The following is a 23,556-nucleotide window of genomic DNA, read 5'->3' on the forward strand; positions in this document are numbered from 1 at the left end:
CGAATCAGTCGCATTGCTTCTGAGAACTGATACAGATGTTTAGATTCATGAATATATAAAGATTTATTTGCTAATACAGTCTATTCAGAATTGGTATAACAGAAGTGTTTTTGATAAGTTGCCGTAAAATTGCCGTAAAATTACATGCAAAGAAAAGATGACAAGGCATAAAGCAAAAGAAAAAGACGATGGAGGAAACATTATTCCAGCGTCTTTTTGTCTGTTTGTTTAGCATCTATAGTGAACAGATTCTCAAACTTATTGGCAGCGGCTTGATCGGCGGAACGCAGGGCATGTCCGTATATGTTCATAGTGGTTGTGATGCTGCCATGCCCAAGTCGTTCAGAAATGATTTTTGCATGGACACCTTGATTAATGAGCTGTGTTGCCGATGCATGACGAAGGTCATGAAAACGGGTATACCGGAAACTATTCTTTTTTACGAATTGCCGAAACCATAGGTAAGGGCGTTCGTGGTGAAAGGCTCTACCGTCCTCATGGGAGAATAGAAAAAAGTATTCATTGCCTTGCCAGGCGTCACCAATCATATTCCGCTCCTTAACCCTATAAGTGTAATAATCTCGCAATTCCTCCAGCACTGAGGGGGGAAGTGCAATCTTTCGTTTGGAGTTTTTGGTCTTAGGTTCCTTCACTATGACTTCACTTTTCAAAGATATAGAAACGCTTTGCTGTACGTCAATAACGCCTGTCTTCCAAACAATGTGCTTCCACTCCAACCCGAGTAATTCGCCACGCCGCATCCCTGTGGTTAAAGCCAGTGTTATCATCATCCGCCAGTGGTGCGGTTCCTTTTTTAGGGCTTGTAACATGGCTCTTAACTCTGCTTCATCGTAAGGAATGATTTCCTTATGCACTACTTTGGGCTTCTTCACTTCCGCCGCTGGATTGTCTTTGATGACTTTCCACTCTACTGCGCGGGAGAAGATGTTTTTTAAAACTCTGTGATTCATTTGGATTGTTCCCGACGATAAAACGCCTGCCTTATTGTCTTTTCGGCTTCCTTTTTTCCCTAAAGATTCGAGAAAATCAACAATGTGCAAAGGGTTTATTTGATCCAGTTGCAAATTTCCAAATGCTGGCAAGATGCGAGTATTTAGATTCACCATATACGTATAGATGGTTTTCCGTTCAAGATGCGTGTCCGCATATTTCTCTTTCCATAACCCTACAAATTGGCTAAACGTTAGCTTTGCGGGGGCTATGTAACTCCCCGCCTCGACTTCTTCTTTGAATTTAAGCCACTCTTGATCCAAAAACATTTCTAAACGCTTGGGTGCTCTTAAAATGCGCTCATCTTCTACCGTAACCGTTTTTGTGCGTCGGGTGTATTTTCCTTTTACACCGCGTCCAAGGCTGATAGTAAGTTCCCATGAGTTATTACCTCGTTGACGATAGTTTGCCATGGTGTTGACGCTCCTTTTTTAACTATTTATTTATGAAAGAACTTAATTTCTATGTAAAAATTAGAAACGGGTTTGACGATTACCCCATTTTATTTTCTATGCATGGTTCACTACCCGAAGAAATAACTCTATAAGCTGCACTATTCTCGCGTCGTTTAGAGCAATTCACCAGCAAACCATTTTTCGAGCGTTGGACGATAAAATAATATCCTACTTCTTGCTTTTGTATGTGGCAGTTGTCCAGAAGCACACATGTTGTAAATTGTCGAAGTAGATAAGCCAGTCATTTCTGCTGCCTCTTTTATCGTTAAAGTAACTTTATTAATTCGGATCGTTGCCATCTTGATTACCTCCCTGTTTTGTCTTGAATAGTTAAATACAATCTGTGAGTTGAGCTATGATCTAATCTGCTGGCTGATCTTTTTGAATAACTCCTGCCATTTCGGTCTTTTCGTTTCTATTATGATAGAACAGAAGAACGGTACAAGCAGGAGAATAGTGAAGCAAAGTGGCTATCAAGGGTAGCTGAAATCAAATCAATCAAAGAAAGCGATACTGTTAATGATTTGGTGTGGATGTTCTATGATTTCTACAGTGATTTTTGGATCAATCGTGTCCAATGCAGAAGCAGGTTTAATTTGGATGAGAAGCCGAAGTATTTGGACTATTTGGACTATATCTATTACCTAGATTGCCAATTGGAAAATGTAAAGGCGTACACGCTTCTCCTTCGTATTTTCAGTGAGCTTGACGAAGAAGAATATCAATTATCCGTTCAAATGGTAATATCACTGGAACAGAAAATTGAAAACTGCCGAGATTACCTTCATCGTAACGAGCTAGAGGATAGATTCGACCCGAAAAACGATGCCTTGCATGGCAAGACGATAAAGAAACTTCACAAACATATCAATATTCTTTTTAAACCGGGATATTTCGTTGATCCTCTGAAAGAGAAGCTATATCCGAATATTGGTCAGATATATGATCGCTTGCAGCTTAGTAGAATTTACAATAGCTTCGAAACGCTGCGCGAGAAACAGCAGAATATCATCATTAAGGCGAAGAGGGCTTTTGAAATTCAAGGCAAAACTACCTTGAATACATTAACTGACTATCCTGTGTATTTCGTCAATTGAACAAAAGGGTAACAATCCTTATCCAGAGTCCTATTATTAGGACTCTATTTCTTTCCATGTCTTCTGAACTAGATAGAGTTATGGTAAGATAACATTATTGTTAGAAATAGATAATATTTGTAATGGGGAATTTACCTATATGCTGCGATACGAAAAAGTTGACCATGGTATCCAAGTGAACTACATGCTTCATATTAATCACAACTATCGCTTATATATCGATATCATTGATGGAGAAGCTCGCTATGGTGTCTGGAGTGAAATAGGAGAAATGAACATTCCAATTTTATCTTGCTGGGGATGGAAAGTTTAAATGGGGTAGAGTGGCATTTGATATTCCAAAATTTGTAGAGAGGTCTGCATTAACTAGAATGAATAAGTTATATGCTTATTACTTAAGCGACCTACAAAAGTCTGATAAAAAATATCAGCCCAATAAGCAGTATATATATATTAGATTACATGTTGGATCGTTCAGAGCTTGTATGACGTAAAAAAGCCCTATCTCTTTAGGGCTTTTTTACGATAAGAGCAGGAAAGACAACTTTCGATAAGAAATAATGTAATCAGAATAGGTGTTTCCTAACAGAGGTTGCAGCACTTTATTACAAACAGGGAAATAGACAACGGAGGCATACACGAATGGCAAAAGAAAACTTAGTTACCAGCATGGAAGACAAATTATGGGCAGCTGCCGATAAGCTCAGAGGCAGTATTGCTGCTTCCAAATATAAAGATGTTGTACTCGGCATCATTTTTCTTAAATACATCTCCGACCGCTTTGACCAGCGCTACAACGAGCTGGTTGCGGAAGGTGACGGATTTGAAGATGACCGCGATGAATATGAACGCTTCAACGTATTTTTTGTACCTGAAAAAGCACGTTGGAAATTTATTATAGAGAATGCAACGAAGCCGAATATCGGTCAAGTCATAGATGAAGCTTTTATCGCGATTGAGAAAGAGAATAAAATACTGGCAGGTGTATTGCCGAAAATATATTCCGGTGCAGATATCGACCAACGTAGAGTTGGCGAAGTTGTGATGGTATTCGAAAACTCCAATACGCTTCTAATTGAAGAAGACGCACTGGGTCGCGTATATGAGTATTTTCTTGGGAAATTTGCTTTTATGCTCGGTCAAGGCGGCGGTGAATACTATACGCCGAGCAGTATTGTTAAATTGCTTGTCGAGATGATTGAACCATTCGAAGGTACGATCTACGACCCGTGCTGCGGTTCCGGAGGTATGTTCGTTCAAGCGCAAAAATTCGTAAAAGCACATGGTGGTAATGCATTTAACTTATCTGTATACGGTCAAGAATTGAATGCTGAGACTCGCAGACTTGCAACGATGAACCTTGCTATTCGCAGTATTGAGGCAAACCTGGGCAGCACTCACGATGATACATTCCATGGCGATCAATTCAAAGATGAGAAATTTGATTATATTCTTGCCAATCCTCCGTTTAACATCAGTGATTGGGGACAAGACAGCCTATTGACGGATGCGCGCTGGAAATGGGGCGTTCCGGCAAAAAATAATGCCAACTATGCCTGGTTATCTCATATCCTTACGAAGCTGAAACCGTCCAAAGGCGTTGCTGGAATCGTTTTGGCAAACGGTTCATTATCTTCCCAAACATCGGGTGAAGGGAATATCCGTGCGCAGTTTATTGAAGAAGATTTGGTAGATTGTATCGTTGCTTTACCTGATAAGCTGTTTTTCACTACGGGTATTCCAGTATGTTTGTGGTTTTTACGTCGCGGTAAGAAACGTAAAGGTGAAGTTCTCTTTATCGATGCGCGTGATAAAGGTACAATGATTAGCCGTAAGCTACGCGAGTTGGAGGATATGGATGTTTCGTTGATTGCGGAAACCTATCACAAGTGGCTCAAGAATGACGGCTATGAGGACGAAATCGGCTTCTGTAAGTCGGCTAGCCTTGAGGAAATACAAAAGCACGATAATATACTTACTCCTGGGCGATATGTGGGTGTGAAAGAGATCGAAGATACCGAACCGTTCGAGGAAAAGATGGAGAAGCTTGTAGCCGAACTTGCAGATTTGATGTCGGAGTCTTCAGTATTGGATGAGAAGATTAAGAAGAGTCTGGGGGCAATTGGGTATGAGTTTTAATATGGTAAGTATAGAACACCGACCATTAACGAGTTTATTGAAATTTATAGTGGATAATCGCGGGAAAACTGTACCGACATCTGATGAAGGCATTCCTTTAATTGCAACAAACTGCATCAAAGATAATGAACTTTATCCTGTGTTTGAGAGAGTACGTTATATATCTCAGGACACATATGATAATTGGTTTAGAGCACACCCCATACCAGGTGACATTATATTCGTAAATAAAGGAACTCCAGGAAGAGTATGCCTTGTTCCAGATCCCATAGACTTTTGCATAGCGCAAGATATGATGGCATTACGTGTTGATGAAGATGTTATTGATAACAGATACTTGTTTGCTGTTCTAAGAAGTCCTCTATTCCAAAATCAGATTAATAATTATCATGTAGGCACAATGATCCCACATTTTAAAAAGGGAGATTTAGATAAGTTATTGATTCCTATTCCTTCAATGCGTATACAAGAGATTATTGGGGATTATTACTTTACACTATCTCATAAAATTGAAACCAACAACCGTATGAACAAAGTGCTAGACCAAATGGCACAAGTAATATTTAAGCAATGGTTTGTTGATTTTGAGTATCCGAATGAAAACGGTGACCCTTATAAGTTAAGTGGGGGAGAGATGGAATGGTGCGAGGAAATGGGGAGAGAAATTCCAAAGGGATGGTTGATAGATACAATTGGAAATTCTACTAGCCTTGTAACAAGGGGGATTGCTCCTAAATATGCTGAGAACTCAGAAAAACGTGTTATAAATCAAAAATGTATTAGAGATGGTTCTATAAATCTAGAGCTCTCAAGACCGCACATTAGTAAGGTAAGTGAAGATAAACAGATCCAATTTGGTGATATTCTTGTTAATTCTACTGGTACTGGTACTTTAGGTAGGGTAGCTCAGGTGTATGAAGATCTAGAAGATTATACAGTTGATTCACATGTAACCATTATCCGTCCCAACCTGGAGAATGGCTTAGGGTATATGGGGTGCTTGATAAAAAATATGCAGCCTTTATTTGAAAATGCCGCGACAGGTAGTACGGGGCAAACAGAATTAGGGCGTGAAATAATCAAGAAAATGAAAATATTGCTTCCTGAATCGCATATAAACGAAAAGTTTTCCGGGATATATCATTCTATTTGTGAGAAAATGATTCGCTCTCAGAAGGAGAATATTGCTCTATCGAACCTTCGTGATACCCTCCTTCCAAAGCTCATTTCTGGGGAATTGGACGTGTCTGAAATCCAACTATAGATTGGAGGCGAAACCATGTTTACCGAAGATAGCTTAGAATCAGTCGTCCTTGAACTGCTACAGGACGAGCTTAACTATAAGGTTCAAAACGGCTATGACCTTGTTCGTGACTATCATACGGTTGTTCTAGAAGAGGAATTGCGTGAGGCGCTTTTTGTAATCAATCCAACATTGTCATCAGAAGTCATAGAAGCTGCGGTTCGTAAGCTTCTATATATTGACGATGCCAGCCTAGTATCAGCCAATCAACAGTTTCACCGTTATCTTATTGAAGGTGTTCGGATTGAAGTATATGGGGATGATGTCCCTGCACGTATCGTAAAGGTGATTGATTTCGACCATCCGAACAACAACAGTTTCATAGCGATTAATCAGTTCACTGTCATTCATAAGGCTGAGAAACGACCTGATGTTGTTTTGATCGTTAATGGCTTGCCTCTAGTCGTTATTGAATTGAAATCAGCGGTTCGAGAGGATGCAACAATTCAGGATGGCTATCTTCAAATCAAGACGTATCAAGATATGATTAAGCCGCTCTTCCACTATAACGCCTTTAACATTATAAGTGATGGTGTGAATGCACGATACGGCTCCATTACTGCTGATTATGATCGTTATATGCAATGGAAACAGGTAGATAGCCACTCTCCCATTGTGGATGAAGCGCACATCGCTCAAATTGGGACTTTGATGAAGGGGCTTTTGCATAAAGAACGTTTACTTGACGTTATACGTAACTTCAGCTTCTTTGCTGGAGGCAAAGCTAAAATTATATCTGGCTATCATCAATACTTTGGTATGAACAAAGCAATTAATAGTGTGGTTCGTGCGGTTGACGGGGATAAGCGTGGGGGTGTAGTTTGGCATACGCAGGGGTCAGGGAAATCATTCTCAATGGTGTTTCTATCTGCTGGTCTGATTACTCGCTTGAACAACCCAACCATCGTTGTAGTAACAGACCGCAACGATTTGGATGAACAAATACATGGGACATTTAGCAGCGCGGCAGAGTATCTCCGTCAAGCCCCTGTTCGCGCAGAGTCGCGTGAGAATTTAATCGAATTGCTGGAGAATCGCTCTAGTGGAGGTATCTTTTTTACCACAATTCAGAAATTCACCGAGGAAACAGGCTTGCTCTCGAATCGCCACGATATTATTGTTATTGCGGATGAGGCGCACCGTTCCCAATATGGTATAGACCCTGATATCAAAATTGATAAAAAGACGCTTGAAGCCGAGCTTGTTTATGGATACGCGAAATATTTACGAGATGCACTTCCGAACGCGACCTTTATTGGATTTACAGGTACCCCAGTAGACTCTAATGATAAATCGACCATAGGTGTATTTGGTGAACTTATTGATGTATATGATATGACGCAAGCAAAGCTAGATGGTGCGACTGTAGATTTGCATTATGAGAATCGTCTAGCGAAAGTGCATTTGGATGAAGGTATTCTCGACCAGATTGACAAAGAGGTTGCGAGTATTGAAGCGCAAGGTCTTACTCCCGAAAAGATTGAGAAACTGAAAAAAGACCTTGTCACGATGGAAGCGGTCATTGGTGATGAAGATCGGTTGAATTTAGTCGTAGACGATATTCTCGCCCATTATGCTATCCGTAAGGATATGCTAAAAGGTAAAGCGATGATTGTTGCTTATTCTCGCAAAATCGCCTACCGCATGTATCAACTCATTAAAGAAAAGTCTCCTGAAATTGGATCCCAGATCGGTCTCGTGTTGAGTGATAGCAACAAGGACACGAATCAGGAAATGAGAGATATTATCGGTAATAAACAACATCGCCAGACGCTAGCCAATCAGTTCAAAGATGATAATAGTGAGTTGAAAATTGCCATTGTCGTAGACATGTGGCTAACCGGATTTGATGTTCCAAGCCTAGACACCATGTACATAGATAAAATTATGAAAGAACATAATTTGATGCAAGCTATCGCAAGGGTTAATCGCGTTTATAAGGATAAACAAGCGGGACTGATTGTTGATTACATCGGGCTTAGCAAGTATTTGAAGGAAGCGCTTAACACTTATACAAGTCGTGATAAAAACGGTATTACAGAGATTGAAAAAGCTAAGGAAATCCTCATGACGGAAGTAGAAATTCTAGAGGGGATGTTCCATAGATTTGATTTCAGTATATATATGAACGCAACTCCAAAAGAACGATTCGAATTAATTCAAGACGGCGTAGAGCATGTGCTTAAGGAACGAGCGAAAGAAGTATTTCTCAAGCATGTAGCTAGGCTCCAAAGTGCCTATAATATTTGTGCTACTGCTTTAGATTTCACCGTTCGGGTGCAAGTCAGCTTTTTCACGGCGGTAAAATCATTTATCGTTAAGGTCGAACGTGATGGAATGCCGGATGTAGAGGCTTTCAAGCGGAAGATTACAGCGATGATTGAGCAAGCCATTATTAAAGATGGCGATGAGGTTGTTTCTATCTCGGCGAAGAAAGAGAAGAGTCTTCTGTCTGTCGAGAATCTGGAAAAAATCATGGCAATGAAGCGAAGAAATGTCGCAGCAATAATCTTAAAGAAGCTGATCGACGATAAAATAAAATGGTTCGAACAGACTAATATAGTTAGGTCTGGATTTTTTTCTGAGAAGCTTAAGAACATTGTGGAGCGGTACAATCAGGCTGAAGACATTGACGTGTTAATTACTCAGATGATTGATATCGCCAAAGAAATTGAGTCCGCAATCAACGATGGTATCGATATGCGGTTGTCGCCTGAAGAACAAGCTTTCTATGACGCTCTAGCAAGACCTGAATTGGTTAAGGAACATTATCAATCTGATGTGCTTCGGGAGATGGCGAAGAATCTTATTCAACTGATTACTGAGAATAAGACACCAGATTGGTACAAAAGAAATGATGCTAAAGCTAACATGCGCTCACTTATCAAACGCTTGCTTAAAAAATACAAGTACCCACCTGATGAAATTCCAGAAGCGACAGAGCTTGTAATTAAACAGGCGGAGTTGCAGATGAAGTATAATTTGTATGAAACAAGCTCGAATAAATATACTCATTCCATAGCTGCTGAAAGTAAGGGCACATATTAAATATAAAGGAACCAGTAAGCAGGGAATCTATTGATTCATCCGGCATACTGGTTCTTTGTCATACTGCCTTTGCTTCATTGTCGAGAATTTCTATGTATTCATAGATCTTCTTCACTAGTAGAGAATCAAATTCATACAATTCTTCCTCTTCGTGTGTTCCTTTATTTAGGTAGTTCCATGCAGTATTATTTGTTGTTTCAAGTCCGGTTAAGTAGTCATATGTTTCTATGATACGATCAAATTTCAAGATACCTTCCTTCTTTTTTAGGTCTTTCATTAATTTAGAGAGACCTTGTGCAGCTGACATAGTATCTGGCATACCTTTTGGATGACGGATTTGTACCGAAATCAAAGTGTTATATGATTTTCCTAGTCGTTTCCATAATGAGCTATTAATATTTTCCAATGCACTCCTACAATAACGTAAACAATCCCGTTTCTGTGATCTATCTAAGAAAGTTTTTGCATTGGTGAGATAATGGGAGGTAGAAACGGTATCTGTCCGGATAACTCTATTCTCTGGAGTGAGAAAAGTAACTCTACTAATTAATTTATTATGTTGCTTTTTCGCAACTTGATTTTCCAGGTCCTTAATGAATTCTTCAGCGTGCGAAGTGAGAATTATTTGTTTGTTGTTTAATAGCGGGCTATTAAATAGTAACTCTCTTATTCCTCCCCGATGGTCATCATCGATAGCATTGACAACATCATCAAAAATAATAATATTGATGTTGTCTCTTACGATTTTAGATAACAGTAAAGATAACCCAAGGCACCTTACATGCCCCTCACTTAATACGTGCAAAGCATCAACAGCTTTAGTTGGATTATCCTTGAAATAAGCATTAATTCTATCATCTGGTTTTACTGGTAATTCTATTTTTTCAAGTAATTCGAAATCTGCGTCGTGTTTATTAATTTCATTATAAAAGTCTCGTGTGAGATCATTCATATTGGATATCAACTTAACTGGTAACTCCGAGTTGTACGTCTTCAATTTTGCTAAAGTTGATTTATATGCAATAACAAACTGCTTATTTATCGCGATTTGTTTTTTTTCAGCTTCAACCTCACGTATTAACTCTTTATTTAATATATCAAAATTTGTAAGCCTCTCTTCAGCATCCCTTATTAAACTTTGATAGGTACTTTCTTTTGTTTTGATAGACTTTAACTTATCTGAAATTATTTGTAAGTTATTTTTTTCTTCTTGAAGAATAGTTTTCCTATGGATAGAATCCTCAAATTCTAAATTCTTGAATTGAAGCAATTTCTCAATTGCTTCGAGTGATTCCTTATTACGTTTGACCTCGTTTACGAGTTCTTCGACATTTACTAATTTATCATTTATATTGTAATGTTTTAGTTCTTTTGATAATAAATCTTGGGTAAAACTAAATTGTGCGGATAAACTAAGCTCTTTTGCGTATTTGATTTTAAGTTGTATATCAGCTAAAAGCTTTATGGTTTTGGAAATGATATCTTCAGAAATTAATTTTATTTTGTCCTCCATTTGTGATAACTTACTTAGTTCGGATAACTTTTCTACTGCATGGTCAAATGGATTTAATAGAGTAGTAGTAATAGGAGTATGGCAAGCAGGACATTTGTTTTCTGATATCTTTCTCAGTTCATTTACGGATGTGAAAAGTTGTTTAAAGCTAATTTGGTCTTTAGATTTATCTAAACTTTCTTTTAACTGCTTATATTCATTTAAAGATAAAAGTAATTTATCATTATCTCCAGTCATATTTATTAAGCTGTTACTTTCGTAACGGATAGAACTCATGTTTTGTATTTCATTATCAACATCGAATAGTCTGCCTTTTTTAGTTTCATCTCCATGAATATAGATATCCAATTCATGAAAAGTCATTTTTAATTTACTTTCTGTTATAAGACGTTCTTTTTCGCTGGAGAGTTTGGAGAGTTCATTCATATTTTTCTCGACATTTGTTCTATCTAATTCTGTTTCTCTTGTTTTTTGAGCTAATTCTTTGTGCTTTACGCCATCTTGTTCATTGATATTAATATAATTTTCTATGTTTTCTGTAAAGCCAGAAACGTACGAATTGAAGTCCTCTAATCCTAATAATACTGATAACAATTGCGTTTGGTTTGAAGGAGTGTTTGCTGATATCCTAGCAAACCCATCAATCCTGTTTTTTTCAATAAAACAAAAGTGATAAGAGTTGGGGGATGCTGTCACTAATAATTCCTTATCATTGTTATCAATTACAGTTAGTTTAGGAGTCTGACCTTTACCTGTAATAGAATTAATAATATATTTATTTGAATCGTACCGTTTTGATTCGGCTTCACTTAAATATCCTAGTAAAGAGTATTCGAGTGCTTCGCAAAAGCTTGTCTTACCTGTTCCGTTAGATCCAAAAATTAGTGTATAAGGTTTTGGAAATTCATGTGAAAAGACTTGAGAGAATCCTCTGAAATTTTCAATTTCAATTTTTTTTAGTTGCTTTATTGGAAATGAGGTAGTTTCACTATTGGAATTTACAATATTCAATTGATCTGAAACATTCAACCATTCTCGTATAAGTAAATCTTTTAGTAGTTTTGCACGCCTATTACCACCAGAAGTACCTACTTCTGCAATTTCATTAAATTTCTCGAAAACTAGGTTAATAAATTTAATCTCATCGGAAGAATACAGACTGGATTTATTACTAAGCACAAAGTTTTGAAAATCATTCTTTAATTTTGTATATTTACTCAAACAAGATCACACCTCGCTTCAAGAAATTTGTATTATTTTGTAACCTCCTCATTATACAAATAATAGGTAGAAACATCCATCACTTATCAAAGGACCATTTAAAGATAAAATTTTCCTCATCTAAATATGGTAACTTTACGGTAACAAAGCGGTAACAAAATACCGATAATGAGCCAGATTTAGTAGTAACCAGAAATAACACAAAACGTCAAAAATCGATACAATACAAGGCTTCTAAGACTTTTCAATAATCAGAAATAACTAACGGCGAACACTGGCAGTGTAGAAGTCAGAACATAAAAGCGGTGATTGATATTCGCATTATGCTACCGTTCGCCGCTCCGACTCGTTCATATCAAATTAGGTATGTTGCCGTAAATCTGCCGCAAAAATTCGTAATAAAGTATGATGATTTAAGAGAATACCGATTATAGAGAAGCTAAAAAGATGGATTTTACGCGGTTGTAGGCTATTATCACAGAAGGTATAATAACAGGGAAGGTTCCCGCATACGGTGCATGTGGAGTCGGTGGCGGTGCTGGTGAGGGACGTACCAGTGATTCAACCCCCTTTACTTACTTGAGTTTTCCAGTGTCTAGGAAATCTGAAGGAACGCTTGTCAAGTAGACACTAAATAATTGGGCAATTTTAATTCCACTAACGGAGAACGATAAAAGAGCAGCGAGTTAGACGAGCGTAGCCCGTAGGCTCCACCATAAAAAACCGCCCTGTTCGCAATGTTGCTTACAGGGCGGTTTGCTATGTCATAGAGGGCAGCTTGAAAGTTAGCAGTCAACCTGCACTTTACAAACTATCTTGCACGTTTTTAAGGCTAACTTATTAATAGAGCAGTTACACAAACATAAGATTACTCTGCTACAACTTGTTTGCCTGCAATCCGGCCGAATGTGAAGATATCAGCGATGGCATTACCGCCAAGACGGTTTGCACCATGAATGACCCCTGTTACTTCACCTGCAGCGAACAGCCCAGGGATGACTTCGCCTTTTTCATTCAATACGCGAGTCTTCTCGTCGATCACCAAGCCGCCCATTGTATGGTGAACGGAGGGTACAGCTTTTTCGATGTAGTAAGGGCCTTTTTCAAGAGATTTCAATCCACCGCGATGTTTGAAATCAAGGTCTTTACCTGTTTTCGCATAATCATTTACTTTATTAATCGTTTCTTTCAAAGTGTTCACGTCAATTTTAAAGAAATCAGCCGCCTCTTCAATCGTATCGGCTTTAAAGAGCAAGCCTTGTTTAACGAGTTGATCGTATTCGTCTTGATGAACTTCGATCGTTTTACCAATATCCTCAATGCCTTGATTCCATAATTGATACGTATATCCACCCGTTTGGGCAAGAATTGCTTTAGAAATAACGTCACGACGTTCTAATTCCTCAACGAAGCGCTTGCCTTCTTGGTTAATCAGGATCGCACCATCGAAGCGGGAGTCTGCAACCAGGGAAATAACACCTGTCTCAGGATTACAGATTGGATACGTTTGAATACTCTCCATATTTGTCAGTTTGGCGCCAATCGTTTCTGCCATAACGATACCGTCACCTGTAGTTCCTGGTGTATCGGTAGACATATATTTTTCATCCATTTTAGGGTTATACTTTTTACGCATCTCTACATTGGATCCAAAACCACCGGTAGCGATGATGACGCCTTTGTTCGCATGGAATGTGATCTTGTCGCCAGTACCCGAAGTCGCAGTTACACCTGTTACTTTGCCGCTTTCGTCCTTCAGCAAGGTTTCGGCTTTCATATTCGTTTTGATCGTGATTTGATCAGCGTCTGTTTTGGCTTTTAACTTAGTAATCAATTCAACACCTGTATGACCTACAGGAATCAACGCACGTTTTCTGGAATGGCCTCCAAATTGGAACAGATGATCAGGTAAGAACTCTACCTTGATCTCATCGCGCAGCCATTCGGCAGATGATAGAGCATTGTCGGCAAGAATACGAACCATCTTTGGATCCCCGAGGTTGTCTCCGCCTTTCATCGTATCATTATAGAATAATTCAGTCGTGTCATCTGTGATGCCTAGAGCACGTTCAACCCAGTTGTCAGGCGCATTCATCTCACCACCGGAGATCAATGTGTTGCCGCCAACAGCTGGCATTTTCTCGAGCAGAACTACACTTGCTCCAGCGCTCTTCGCTTCGATAGCCGCACTAAAGCCAGCACCCCCGGCACCGATGACGACAACATCATAGGTTTGCTCGGCTTCTTCTTTGTCTTTGCTTCCACTGACTGCAGCGCCAGCGACAAGGGTAAGTCCAGACTTCGTAATTGCATCTTGAATGGCTTCGAGATATCCTTTGCTTGTAACCGTAGATCCGCTAACGGCATCAACTTTTGCACTGTTAGTTGCCATGACATCTTGCTTGAGCTGCGTATAAACAGGTTCTGCAAGTACTTCATTTTCCTTATGCTCTGTTACTTTAATGTCAGTGATCTTGTTATCTAATAAGGAAACTTGTACTTTAATATCGCCATGTTTACCTTGCCCAACTCCTTCAAAGACTTGAACTCCGTTTGCATCTGCAGCGGGTGCTGCATCTTTACCGCCGCAGGCAGCAAGCGTGAACATAAGACTGAGGACTAGTAGAATAGATAACAGCTTTTTCGTGTGAGTTCGCATAATATCTCCTTCATTCTGTTGTGAATTGGTTACATACATTAGGGAGAGGAAGATTTGCTAGGCAAATCCTTTATCTCTAGCCTAGACATGAATGTTATTTCATGTGAAAATATGCACAATACCTATTATAGATTTAGTACAGCATTATGTATTTGCACAGATTAGCGTTTTTTTGTCTTTTTCGGGCATGTAAGAAACGGATATTGTGAAGGGCTATGATTACAATGAAAACAATTCACTTAAAAATTACGTTAATCGCAGGAAGCTGCTTCTTGCTGCTGTTCATTGCATTGCTTGTAACAATATATTTGGAGATGAACCATACGGTTGTCCCTTTGAATAAGAACTTAACGCAGCAAGTGGTTAATGCACGCAGCGACCAGATCGATTATTGGTTTAATCAGCGCATCGGTGAGATAGACATGCTTGCTTCTCTAGCTTCGGACCATCAGTGGACACGAGATGAATTGCTGCATGAGATTGATAAGTTCGAGGCGAAGAAGCAAGTAGAGTACGAATCCATACGCGTGGTGGATATTCACGGAAATTCCTGGTCAGCAAGGGACAAGCCTTTTTCGATACTAAACCGACCCTACTATCAAAAACTGCTGCTAAATTCAGATTCCAATTATGTGGTGAGCAATCCGATCGTATCAAAAGCGAATGCAGCTGAAATCGTCGTCATTCTCTATCGCGTGAATCCATCGGTGAATGATGAGGTAGCTTATATTGCCGCAGCCGTCTCCGTCAAGAAGATGAAGGAGATTGCTCAAGATGTAATGCTATATGACCAGTCAGGCCAGCTTATCATCGATTGCAGAGAGCTGGGTGAAGGAGATGGAGCGGAGGATGCAGCAGATAAGAAGAACATGAGTGTATTTGAGGCTCCAATTCAAAATGTGGAAGGCTGGAAGCTAGTACTCGAAGTACCGAATTCAAGTCTATCGCTAGCGGTGATCAAAACCCAGCGGACTGCATTGCTGGTAGGCGTTCTTATCGGTAGTGCGTTTATTGTCTTTCTGATGCTGCTTGCTTCTTCCATTATTCGTCCAATTCAGTCGCTTCGCCAGGTAATGGAAAATGTGCAGAACGGCAACCAAACCATACGAGCAGATGTTACGCGCTCGGATGAGATCGGCGATCTTGGGCGAAGCTTCAATGACATGCTTGTTCAATTATACGCTGTGGAGCAGGACCGAAAGGAGATGGAACTCAGACTGATTCATGAGCAGATCAAGCCGCACTTTTTATATAACACATTGGATACGATCCAGTGGATGGCAATGGAACATGGAGCAGACAATGTGGTGGAGATGGTGGAAGCGCTTAGCGCGTATTTCCGATTAGGGCTTGGCACAGGCAGTCCCTACATTCTGCTTGATCAAGAGTTGTACCATGTCGAGAGTTATCTTCATATTCAAGGCGTGCGATATGAGGAGATTCTGGACTACGAGCTTCGATATGATGAAAAGCTTGCTCAGTGCCAAGTCGTTCGCTTCATGCTGCAGCCGTTGGTGGAAAATGCGATTTATCACGGGATTAAGCCACTTGGGGATCAAAAATGCAAAATTTCGATTACAGCATATAAACAGGTCGATTATTTGGTCATTAAGGTTGAAAATAATGGGGTTATGATTCCTGAAGAGAAGCTTGAACAGATGAATCAAGCCCTTCTTGATGATAAATATGATCGTTCTGCCACAGGCTTTGGGCTATACAGTGTAAACCATCGCATTCGACTAGCTTACGGGGTGCCATATGGCCTTGCAGTGAAGAGCGAAGATGGAATTACCGTTATGGTCATTCGAATACCTTTGGACGGGGAGTGGAATGAAGATGTGGAAGATTGTCATCGTCGATGATGAAACGATCATTCGCAAAGGCTTACGACAATACATTGAGGAGAGTTCGTATCTTTTTGAAGTTGCAGGAGAAGCAAAAAGTGCAAACGAAGCATTGAATATGGTGGAGGAAGCCCCACCACATGTATGTCTTGTGGACATCAACATGCCGAATATGAATGGGCTCGATCTGATAAATATATTGCGCGAACGCTGTCCGTCGGTTCTGGTTGTCATCATCAGCGGCTACGATAACTTTGAATATGCGCGTCAAGCCGTGCAACTACAAGCATTCGATTATGTATTGAAACCTGTGCCGAAGAGTGATCTGAACAAGCTGCTTCATCGGATCGATGAGCATCTTCAGGCAAAATATCCTTTGCATTCACATGAAAGCAGGGTGGATAAGGAGCTGGGGCTTCCCGGGTATACAGGGGATGGAACAGTGCTTATCCAAAAAGTGACCGAGTATATTGACAGTCATTATCAGGATCCGGAGCTGTCTATTACTCGAGTAGCAGCGCTATTTCATATCAACCAAACCTATCTTAGCAAGCGTATGAAGCAAGAAATCGGTGCTTCATTCCTTGACTATGTCACCGAGCTTCGGATATCGAAGGCGAAGGAGATTCTGGATGACGTAATGCCGAATATCAAAATCGGGGATCTGGCCGTGAAGGTAGGGTATAAGAGCCAGTACTATTTTAGTCGTGTGTTCAAAAATAGAGTCGGTTCAAGCCCCTTAGAGTACAAAAAGCATCCGTTCGGTTATGGATAGGGCATCAAGTTAGTAGAACGCCGCAGCAATTAGGCGCCACCATATATAAACACGACGCAGCCTCGAGGGGGTTGCGTTTTTTATTTGGCGGATTGCTTAGAGGACATTGATAGAAAATAGGTAGGACCTAAGGAGGTAAGCGCTATCTTTATACCTATAAAGACGCGACGTGAAGGCCTTCATGTCAACAAGTGTATACCCAATGTCATTAATTATCTATTTGAAAGAAAGGCCACTTTTCATAATGTTACTATAAGGACATTGACATATGTTATAAGCTTCTATGACGTGTCGGAATCTCGGAAGGGAGGAAAGAGCATCGAGGTAAGCTGAAATGGAAGCGCATACCATTTAGGAGATTGATGTTTCTTGACTCAAGAATCAGAAGGGAGTTCGTACGATATGAAGAGGAGTAGACAATGGGTAGCTCTCGTCATGGTTGCGATCATGATCGTAACCATGATGCCGATCGCGCAAGCGGAAGAGGCGCTGCCGCCTACACAGACAGAGGAACAGACACCAGCGAACCCGCCGGGCGAAGCCTATCCGGTCGAGGTGACGATTCCATCAGACCTACCGGGAGCGGGTACGGAGGGTGTTATTGCGTCAGTGTATGGGGCGGTATATCACAATCTTGCAGCGGGCTTATCTTATGAGTGGTCGCAAGAGCCGGAAGCTTCCTATCCGGATGAAGGCAACAAACTTACGGATGGTATATATGGGGCAAGCAATAGATCCGACGTAGCATGGGTTGGACATCATTTGGGTAAGACACGCGAAGTTGTGTTTGATTTGGGGGCGAAGAAATCACTCACGGGTATTAAAGCCAATTTCCTCGAAGATTGGCCAACGAACAATGTACTCGTGCCACTCACGGTATCGATGTACGTCTCCGATGACAAGGTGAACTGGGGACTGCTCAAAGACAATGCCACGCAGAAGCTGTGGAATGACGGCAAATACACGGAGACCTATGTGTGGGATGGCAGCAAGGACGGTATTAAAGCGATCGGCCCAGATGCGAAAATCGCGTATGCTCGGTACGTGAAAGTAACATTCACAATGCATACGCGTGCAATGACCTTCGTGGATGAGATTGAAATCCTCGGTGAAGACGGCAAAGTTGCCGGAGCCGTAACTGTTCCAACGCATACGCCGAAATTCTTGGCGGCAGGCGAAGCGACAGCGGGTATAGAGCATCTTGGACTTTTGTATAACGGGCAATATGCGAATGACTTAGGCATCTGGACGAAAGAACGGATCATTCCGAACATTAGTTATGTCGATAAGGACGGCAAGATTAAGGATCGACTCTTCGACGGCGTCCTGTATCTTGGCATTAACTCTCCAAATCCAGGTCGTGATTTCGGCGGGCGGGCTTATCTGGAAGATTGGCAATGGTATCTGGATAAGACCTTTGCGGTAGGCGGTGATATGGATGCGTTAAACGCAGCGGCTAAGGAAGTATCCGATGCGCTGAACGAGTCTGGCGTGAAGGAAAAGGTTGTCCTCATGATTCCGGATCCAGGTGAATCGATCACTAATTTCGGAGCTATTGAACAAGGTGGAGAATCGCTGAACTTTAATGATTCCGTTGGCAAAGAGAAAGCCCTTGCGAACCGTGAAAAAGCAGTTCAATGGTGGCTGCAGCAAGTCAAATCGAGATGGGAAGCAAAAGGTTATGCTAACCTCGAGCTTGTAGGTATGTACTGGTTCGAAGAGCAAATCAGCACAAGCCAATCCGGACCGGATCTGATCCGTTCGGTGAGCAGCACCCTGCATGACATGCAAATTAGCGGCAAGGACCTGAAGTTCTTCTGGATTCCGCACTTCTTCGCTTATAAAGCGTTCATGTGGAAGGATGTCGGCTTCGATGCGGTGACGATCCAACCGAACTACTTCTTCGAGCCGACGGATATCGAGCGCTTGGAGGATTCTGCGAATCTGGCGAAGCAGTATGGCATGTCCAATGAACTCGAGTTCGATGATCGGATGCTGACGGACGGCGTGTTCCGCGAGCGGTATATCGATTACTTGAACAGCGGTGCGAAGACAGGACTCATGAAGGATGGCTTCAAATCGTATTACCAAGGCAACAATGCAGTCTATAACACCGCGGTAAGTAATGATCCAGCGACACGCGTTCTTTACGACTGGCTGTATCAATTTGTTAAAGGAACGTATCAGGTCAACGAGGCTCCGCCTTCCGAGGTAGACGTACAGATGAACGGCAAGCCGTTCCAGAGCGGGATGAAGCTGCCCGATTCAGAATCCGTATCCTTTACATGGAAGCTTAGAACGGATGATGGTCTGACGAAAGTGACGGCGACGTATGACGGCAAGCCTTATACAGCGGGTACCGTTATTCCGCTTGCAGGCAAGCTTGGCAAGCATGAGCTTAACATTACCGTTACGGCGGGGCATATGGTGACAAAGTCATATGTTATCGAAGCAACGACAAATGCATCTGGTATGAAAGCGTTAGTCGATCGCTTCGAACAAGCGAAGCAATTTACCAATTCTGCAACGGTGCGTTCTTTGAACAACTATTTGGAAATGATGAAGCGCTATGAAGGGAAAGATACAGCGCAAGTCACCAAGTATCTCCAAGGCTTTAACGCAAAGCTGGATGAATTCAAGAAGGCAGGTACGATAAAAGATGAGGCGTACAATACGCTGAAGGAAAGCGTCTATTACCTGATAGGCAATTTGGCGCAGAATAAAACGGTAGAAGCTTCATCGACCGAAGGCAATAATGCGAATTATGCACCCGCTAAAGCCGTCGATGGATTCCCTGCTTCAAGATGGGCGAGCGAATACGTGGACAATACTTGGTTCCTGGTCGATCTCGATGAAGTGAAGGAAATGGATACGGTTCGAATCGATTGGGAATATGCTCGCGCTGATAAATACAAACTTCTTGTGTCGAACGATAAGCAGAACTGGATCAATGTCATGCCAAATGACGGAATTATTACCGCGCATGATGGCAAAGAAACGATTCAGTTCAACCCGGTCAAGGCAAGATACATGAAGTTACAAGGCATAAAAAGAGCAACCGATTACGGATATTCCATCTACGAGTTTGGTGTCTATAACCTCTCGGGCGCTGTAGACGTGAAGGGCATTGAGGGCATACAAGTAAAGGTTGACGAGGAAACGAAAAAAGTAACGATTGATGGATTGCTGATGAATGGCGTCCTTACAAATGTGAAGTTGAAGGTGCTTGATCCGAAAGGCAAGGTTCAAATCGAAGATGAGACGAAGAGTACAGTCGCGGGAAGCTTCCAATTCACATTCAAACTTACGGGTAATTTAAAGGGAACCAATGAGGCGTATCTATCGACTGGCTATATGAGCGAGCCTGTAAAAGTGACCTTTGAATACTCAAAAGAAAACCCGGGTAAAGGTCACGATAAGTAATGGAGAAATAATCCATCCAAGCAGCAATAGGACCCGCGCTGAAACTTCCTGTACCGGTTATCGAATTATCTGTCCGAGTAAGACTAATAACCGAAGTGAAAACGTTTGAGGCGTAACATAACAAGCCGATTAGGTACCAGACCACGGGGTCTATACCTAATCGGCTTGTTTCTATGTAGACGTGACAAATAGAGGATTAGATTATATCAAGATATTATTCAGGTTTTAGTGGGATTGTATTATGTATTGTATAATAGAACGACTGCCTCAACAGGTATTTATAACATAAAACATAGGAGGATACATGTCCTGGAGCAAATTGAAGCAACAACTGGAGAGTTTTCTCTGTCCTGCGTTATACGGCAGGGTTGAATATCGCGCAAGTAGTTACCGTTATTTACCTGATAAATCAGGGAATTGTTATATTTCGGTAGATAAAAAGAACGTACTTAATATGAATGATAGAACTAGCTCAATTAGATGGTATCAGACGGAGCAGGAGATTAAGAATGATTCAGATCTTCAAATTCCTATCAACCATGAAGAAATTGAAGCGGTTAGAAAAGATAGCAAGGGGATCATCCCGGAGGATCGTTTAATAGTCATTGCAAGAAGCAGAAAAATATCAGAGGTTGCAAAGGAGCTTTTGTCAGCACAGGCATCATTAAGTAAATCGAATTTTATTGTTATAGCTACTAAGTATTTATCTATTTCCATTGAGGAGAGCTTAGAAAGCGACGATATCTTATTGAATATTCTAGCTTTAGTGGACAGACGAGTTGGGAAAAAGCGAATTTTAAACATGAGCGAGAAGATGAAGTTAAAGCATCCAAGTGTGCAATATTTTTATGAACTAAGGCGTAGTATATTATAAAAATAAATAACTTCATTGAATATTCAAGAAACACTCTCTACAAAAATCCCTAATTCTACGTGACTTCTTCCCACCATAACAATAGCCATGATAATGAGAGGGATGTTTGCATATGGTGCATATGGAATCGGAGAGTGTCGCTCTACTGGTAAGGAAGGATACAGTGTTATAAAATCCTTATATTTATTGGACTTTACGGACAAGTATGAGGAAAAATCTTTGTTTAAGAGATGGCATCATTGCCGTCTCTTTTTTGTTTCTTTTGTCACTTTTTTAGCATTGCTCTGACTCTGGTTCCCTCTACGGCATCCTACGATCACAAGCATGAAAGACTGCACGAAAATTAACGTTGATGCTTATGTTTAACCCCTCTCTGCTCTGCTAGGTGACGGGAATCATAGACGTACTTACGTGATGTTGCTACGATGTTTCATGGAAATTAAGTGAAAGTGATCACAAGAAATTACAGAAGGAGTTATTTATCGTGAAAAGAATCGTAACACTAAGCACCCGCAAACTGATGGATACCGCAAAACACGGCGGATGCGGCGCATGCCAGACATCTTGCCAGTCCGCTTGCAAAACTTCCTGCGGCGTTGCAAACCAGAAGTGTGAAAATGCAATGAACAGATAGGATTCGGAATTTTACCGCCCATTGCTCTGCTGATGGGCGGCTATTTTTAAGAAATGGATACTATCCCTAAAGGATGGCAAAGCCGTTTCTACTTGTGTGCAAAAGGAGCTTGATTAGTAAGTATGATTCATCAATATAAACTAAACGGATACAATATCGTGCTCGATACCTACAGTGGCTCGGTGCATGTTGTTGATGACCTAGCATATGAAATTATAGCGGATTATGAGAAAACTTCTGCCGAAAAAATCGTGACAACGCTGTTGGATAAATATAAAGATGATTCCAGCATTTCCGAGAGCGACATTCGAGAAACCATCGCGGATATCGAGGCGCTTAAAAATGATGGTCAGCTTTTTACAAAAGATGAGTATGAGAACCTCTCGCTCGATTTAAAAAAACGAAAAACTTATGTTAAGGCACTCTGCCTCAATGTTGCGCATACCTGTAATTTGTCATGCGACTATTGCTTCGCTAGCCAAGGGAAATACAACGGAGATCGGGCAATCATGAGCTATGAGGTTGGACAAAAAGCTATCGATTACCTGCTTGAAAATTCGGGTCATCATCGAAACCTGGACATCGACTTTTTCGGCGGGGAACCGCTTTTGGCCTGGAAAGTTGTTAAACAGATCGTAGCTTATGCAAGAAGCAAGGAACAAGAATACAAAAAAAAGTTCCGGTTCACCTTTACGACGAACGGAATGCTGCTGAACGATGAGGTCACTGAGTTTTTAAATCAGGAAATGTACAATGTCGTATTAAGCCTGGATGGAAGAAAAGAGGTTCATGACCGACTTCGCCAAACGGTTAACGGAAAAGGCAGCTACGATCATATTGTTCCGAAGTTCAAGGAATTCGTTCGTAAGCGCGGGGACCAAGAGTACTATGTTCGAGGAACTTACACTCGTAACAATGTCGATTTCACCAACGATATATTTCATATCGCAGACCTTGGTTTTGACAAGATCTCGATGGAACCAGTCATCTGTGATCCAAAGGAACCTTATGCACTTACCGAGGAGGACCTGCCGGAGATCTACAACCAGTACGAAATTCTCGCCAAGGAAATGATTGGACGTGATGAGCAGGGCAAGGGGTTTACCTTTTATCACTACATGCTTGACCTCTCGGAAGGACCTTGCATCCAGAAGAGAATTACTGGCTGTGGTTCAGGAACCGAATATCTTGCTGTCACCCCTTGGGGAGAGCTTTTTCCTTGTCACCAGTTCGTCGGGGATGAAGAATACAGCATGGGAAACCTCTGGGATGGCATCACAAAACCTGAGCTGCAATGTCAATTCCAAGAGAGCAACTGCTACTCGAAGCCGGAATGCAAGGACTGCTGGGCTAAACTCTACTGCAGCGGTGGTTGTCCTGCCAATGCACTGCACGCGACGGGTTCCCTCGTCGGAACCTATGACTTCAGCTGTGACGTCTTCCGCAAAAGAGTCGAATGTTCCATGATGGTAAAGGTTGATGAATCTATTAGAGCGATGGAAGGGCAATCTAGCTAGTTAACGTAACGGATGAAAAAACTCTAACCGAGAAATAGACACT

15 protein-coding genes are annotated in these 23,556 nt (G+C 41.2%); 11 read left to right on the forward strand and 4 right to left on the reverse strand.

The window, feature by feature from the left end; translation table 11 throughout:
* Positions 1-200 precede the first annotated feature (200 nt).
* Entirely contained in the window at positions 201-1,424 is a 1,224-nt protein-coding gene (locus MKX35_RS25150; protein ID WP_076300240.1) for a tyrosine-type recombinase/integrase, read from the reverse strand.
* A gap of 155 nt (positions 1,425-1,579) precedes the next feature.
* Positions 1,580-1,765, reverse strand: coding sequence for a helix-turn-helix domain-containing protein (locus tag MKX35_RS25155; protein ID WP_256716365.1), 186 nt, complete (start codon positions 1,763-1,765; stop codon positions 1,580-1,582).
* Positions 1,766-2,062: 297 nt separating this feature from the next.
* Here MKX35_RS25155 and MKX35_RS25160 point away from each other — a divergent pair, with 297 nt between their 5' ends.
* From MKX35_RS25160 to MKX35_RS25180, 5 genes are all read left to right on the forward strand, one after another.
* Entirely contained in the window at positions 2,063-2,563 is a 501-nt protein-coding gene (locus MKX35_RS25160; protein ID WP_076300241.1) for a hypothetical protein, read from the forward strand.
* A 139-nt stretch (positions 2,564-2,702) separates the two neighbouring features.
* Positions 2,703-2,876 carry a hypothetical protein gene (locus MKX35_RS25165; RefSeq protein WP_179086727.1) on the forward strand — a complete coding sequence of 58 codons (174 nt, stop codon included), beginning with the start codon at positions 2,703-2,705 and terminating at the stop codon, positions 2,874-2,876.
* Positions 2,877-3,205: 329 nt separating this feature from the next.
* Positions 3,206-4,702 carry a type I restriction-modification system subunit M gene (locus tag MKX35_RS25170; protein ID WP_076300242.1) on the forward strand — a complete coding sequence of 499 codons (1,497 nt, stop codon included), beginning with the start codon at positions 3,206-3,208 and terminating at the stop codon, positions 4,700-4,702.
* Positions 4,692-5,966: a restriction endonuclease subunit S gene (locus MKX35_RS25175; protein WP_076300243.1), complete on the forward strand. Its 1,275-nt coding sequence runs from the start codon at positions 4,692-4,694 to the stop codon at positions 5,964-5,966. Before MKX35_RS25170 ends, MKX35_RS25175 begins: the two co-directional genes overlap by 11 nt.
* Before the next feature lie 15 nt (positions 5,967-5,981).
* The gene (locus tag MKX35_RS25180) at positions 5,982-9,053 is read left to right on the forward strand and encodes a type I restriction endonuclease subunit R (RefSeq protein ID WP_076300244.1); all 3,072 of its coding nucleotides are present in this window, start codon (positions 5,982-5,984) and stop codon (positions 9,051-9,053) included.
* Positions 9,054-9,111: 58 nt separating this feature from the next.
* Here the strand turns inward: MKX35_RS25180 and MKX35_RS25185 are convergent, their stop codons facing one another.
* Together MKX35_RS25185 and MKX35_RS25190 are read right to left on the reverse strand one after the other, a co-directional pair.
* The gene (locus MKX35_RS25185) at positions 9,112-11,787 is read right to left on the reverse strand and encodes an AAA family ATPase (RefSeq protein WP_076300245.1); all 2,676 of its coding nucleotides are present in this window, start codon (positions 11,785-11,787) and stop codon (positions 9,112-9,114) included.
* An 868-nt stretch (positions 11,788-12,655) separates the two neighbouring features.
* The gene (locus MKX35_RS25190; RefSeq protein ID WP_076300246.1) at positions 12,656-14,446 is read right to left on the reverse strand and encodes a flavocytochrome c; all 1,791 of its coding nucleotides are present in this window, start codon (positions 14,444-14,446) and stop codon (positions 12,656-12,658) included.
* 224 nt (positions 14,447-14,670) lie between these two features.
* Between MKX35_RS25190 and MKX35_RS25195 the strand changes: the two genes are divergently transcribed.
* The 6 genes from MKX35_RS25195 to scfB all read left to right on the forward strand — a co-directional run bounded on the left by MKX35_RS25195 (position 14,671) and on the right by scfB (position 23,513).
* The gene (locus tag MKX35_RS25195) at positions 14,671-16,308 is read left to right on the forward strand and encodes a cache domain-containing sensor histidine kinase (protein WP_179086728.1); all 1,638 of its coding nucleotides are present in this window, start codon (positions 14,671-14,673) and stop codon (positions 16,306-16,308) included.
* Positions 16,283-17,065 (forward strand): response regulator transcription factor, encoded by a 783-nt coding sequence (locus MKX35_RS25200; protein ID WP_042124076.1) that lies wholly within the window; start codon positions 16,283-16,285, stop codon positions 17,063-17,065. The genes MKX35_RS25195 and MKX35_RS25200 overlap by 26 nt, the downstream gene beginning before the upstream one ends.
* Positions 17,066-17,467: 402 nt before the next feature.
* A complete protein-coding gene (locus tag MKX35_RS25205; RefSeq protein ID WP_143759533.1) occupies positions 17,468-20,488 on the forward strand; it encodes a DUF4855 domain-containing protein in 3,021 nt (1,006 codons plus the stop codon).
* A gap of 304 nt (positions 20,489-20,792) precedes the next feature.
* Positions 20,793-21,362, forward strand: coding sequence for an SF0329 family protein (locus tag MKX35_RS25210; RefSeq protein ID WP_076300249.1), 570 nt, complete (start codon positions 20,793-20,795; stop codon positions 21,360-21,362).
* A gap of 484 nt (positions 21,363-21,846) precedes the next feature.
* The gene (gene scfA, locus MKX35_RS25215; protein WP_076098734.1) at positions 21,847-21,996 is read left to right on the forward strand and encodes a six-cysteine ranthipeptide SCIFF; all 150 of its coding nucleotides are present in this window, start codon (positions 21,847-21,849) and stop codon (positions 21,994-21,996) included.
* Positions 21,997-22,118: 122 nt separating this feature from the next.
* Positions 22,119-23,513, forward strand: coding sequence for a thioether cross-link-forming SCIFF peptide maturase (scfB, locus tag MKX35_RS25220; RefSeq protein ID WP_076300250.1), 1,395 nt, complete (start codon positions 22,119-22,121; stop codon positions 23,511-23,513).
* Positions 23,514-23,556 lie beyond the last annotated feature (43 nt).

This window comes from Paenibacillus sp. FSL R5-0923, assembly GCF_038009145.1.
Taxonomy (GTDB): domain Bacteria; phylum Bacillota; class Bacilli; order Paenibacillales; family Paenibacillaceae; genus Paenibacillus_AQ.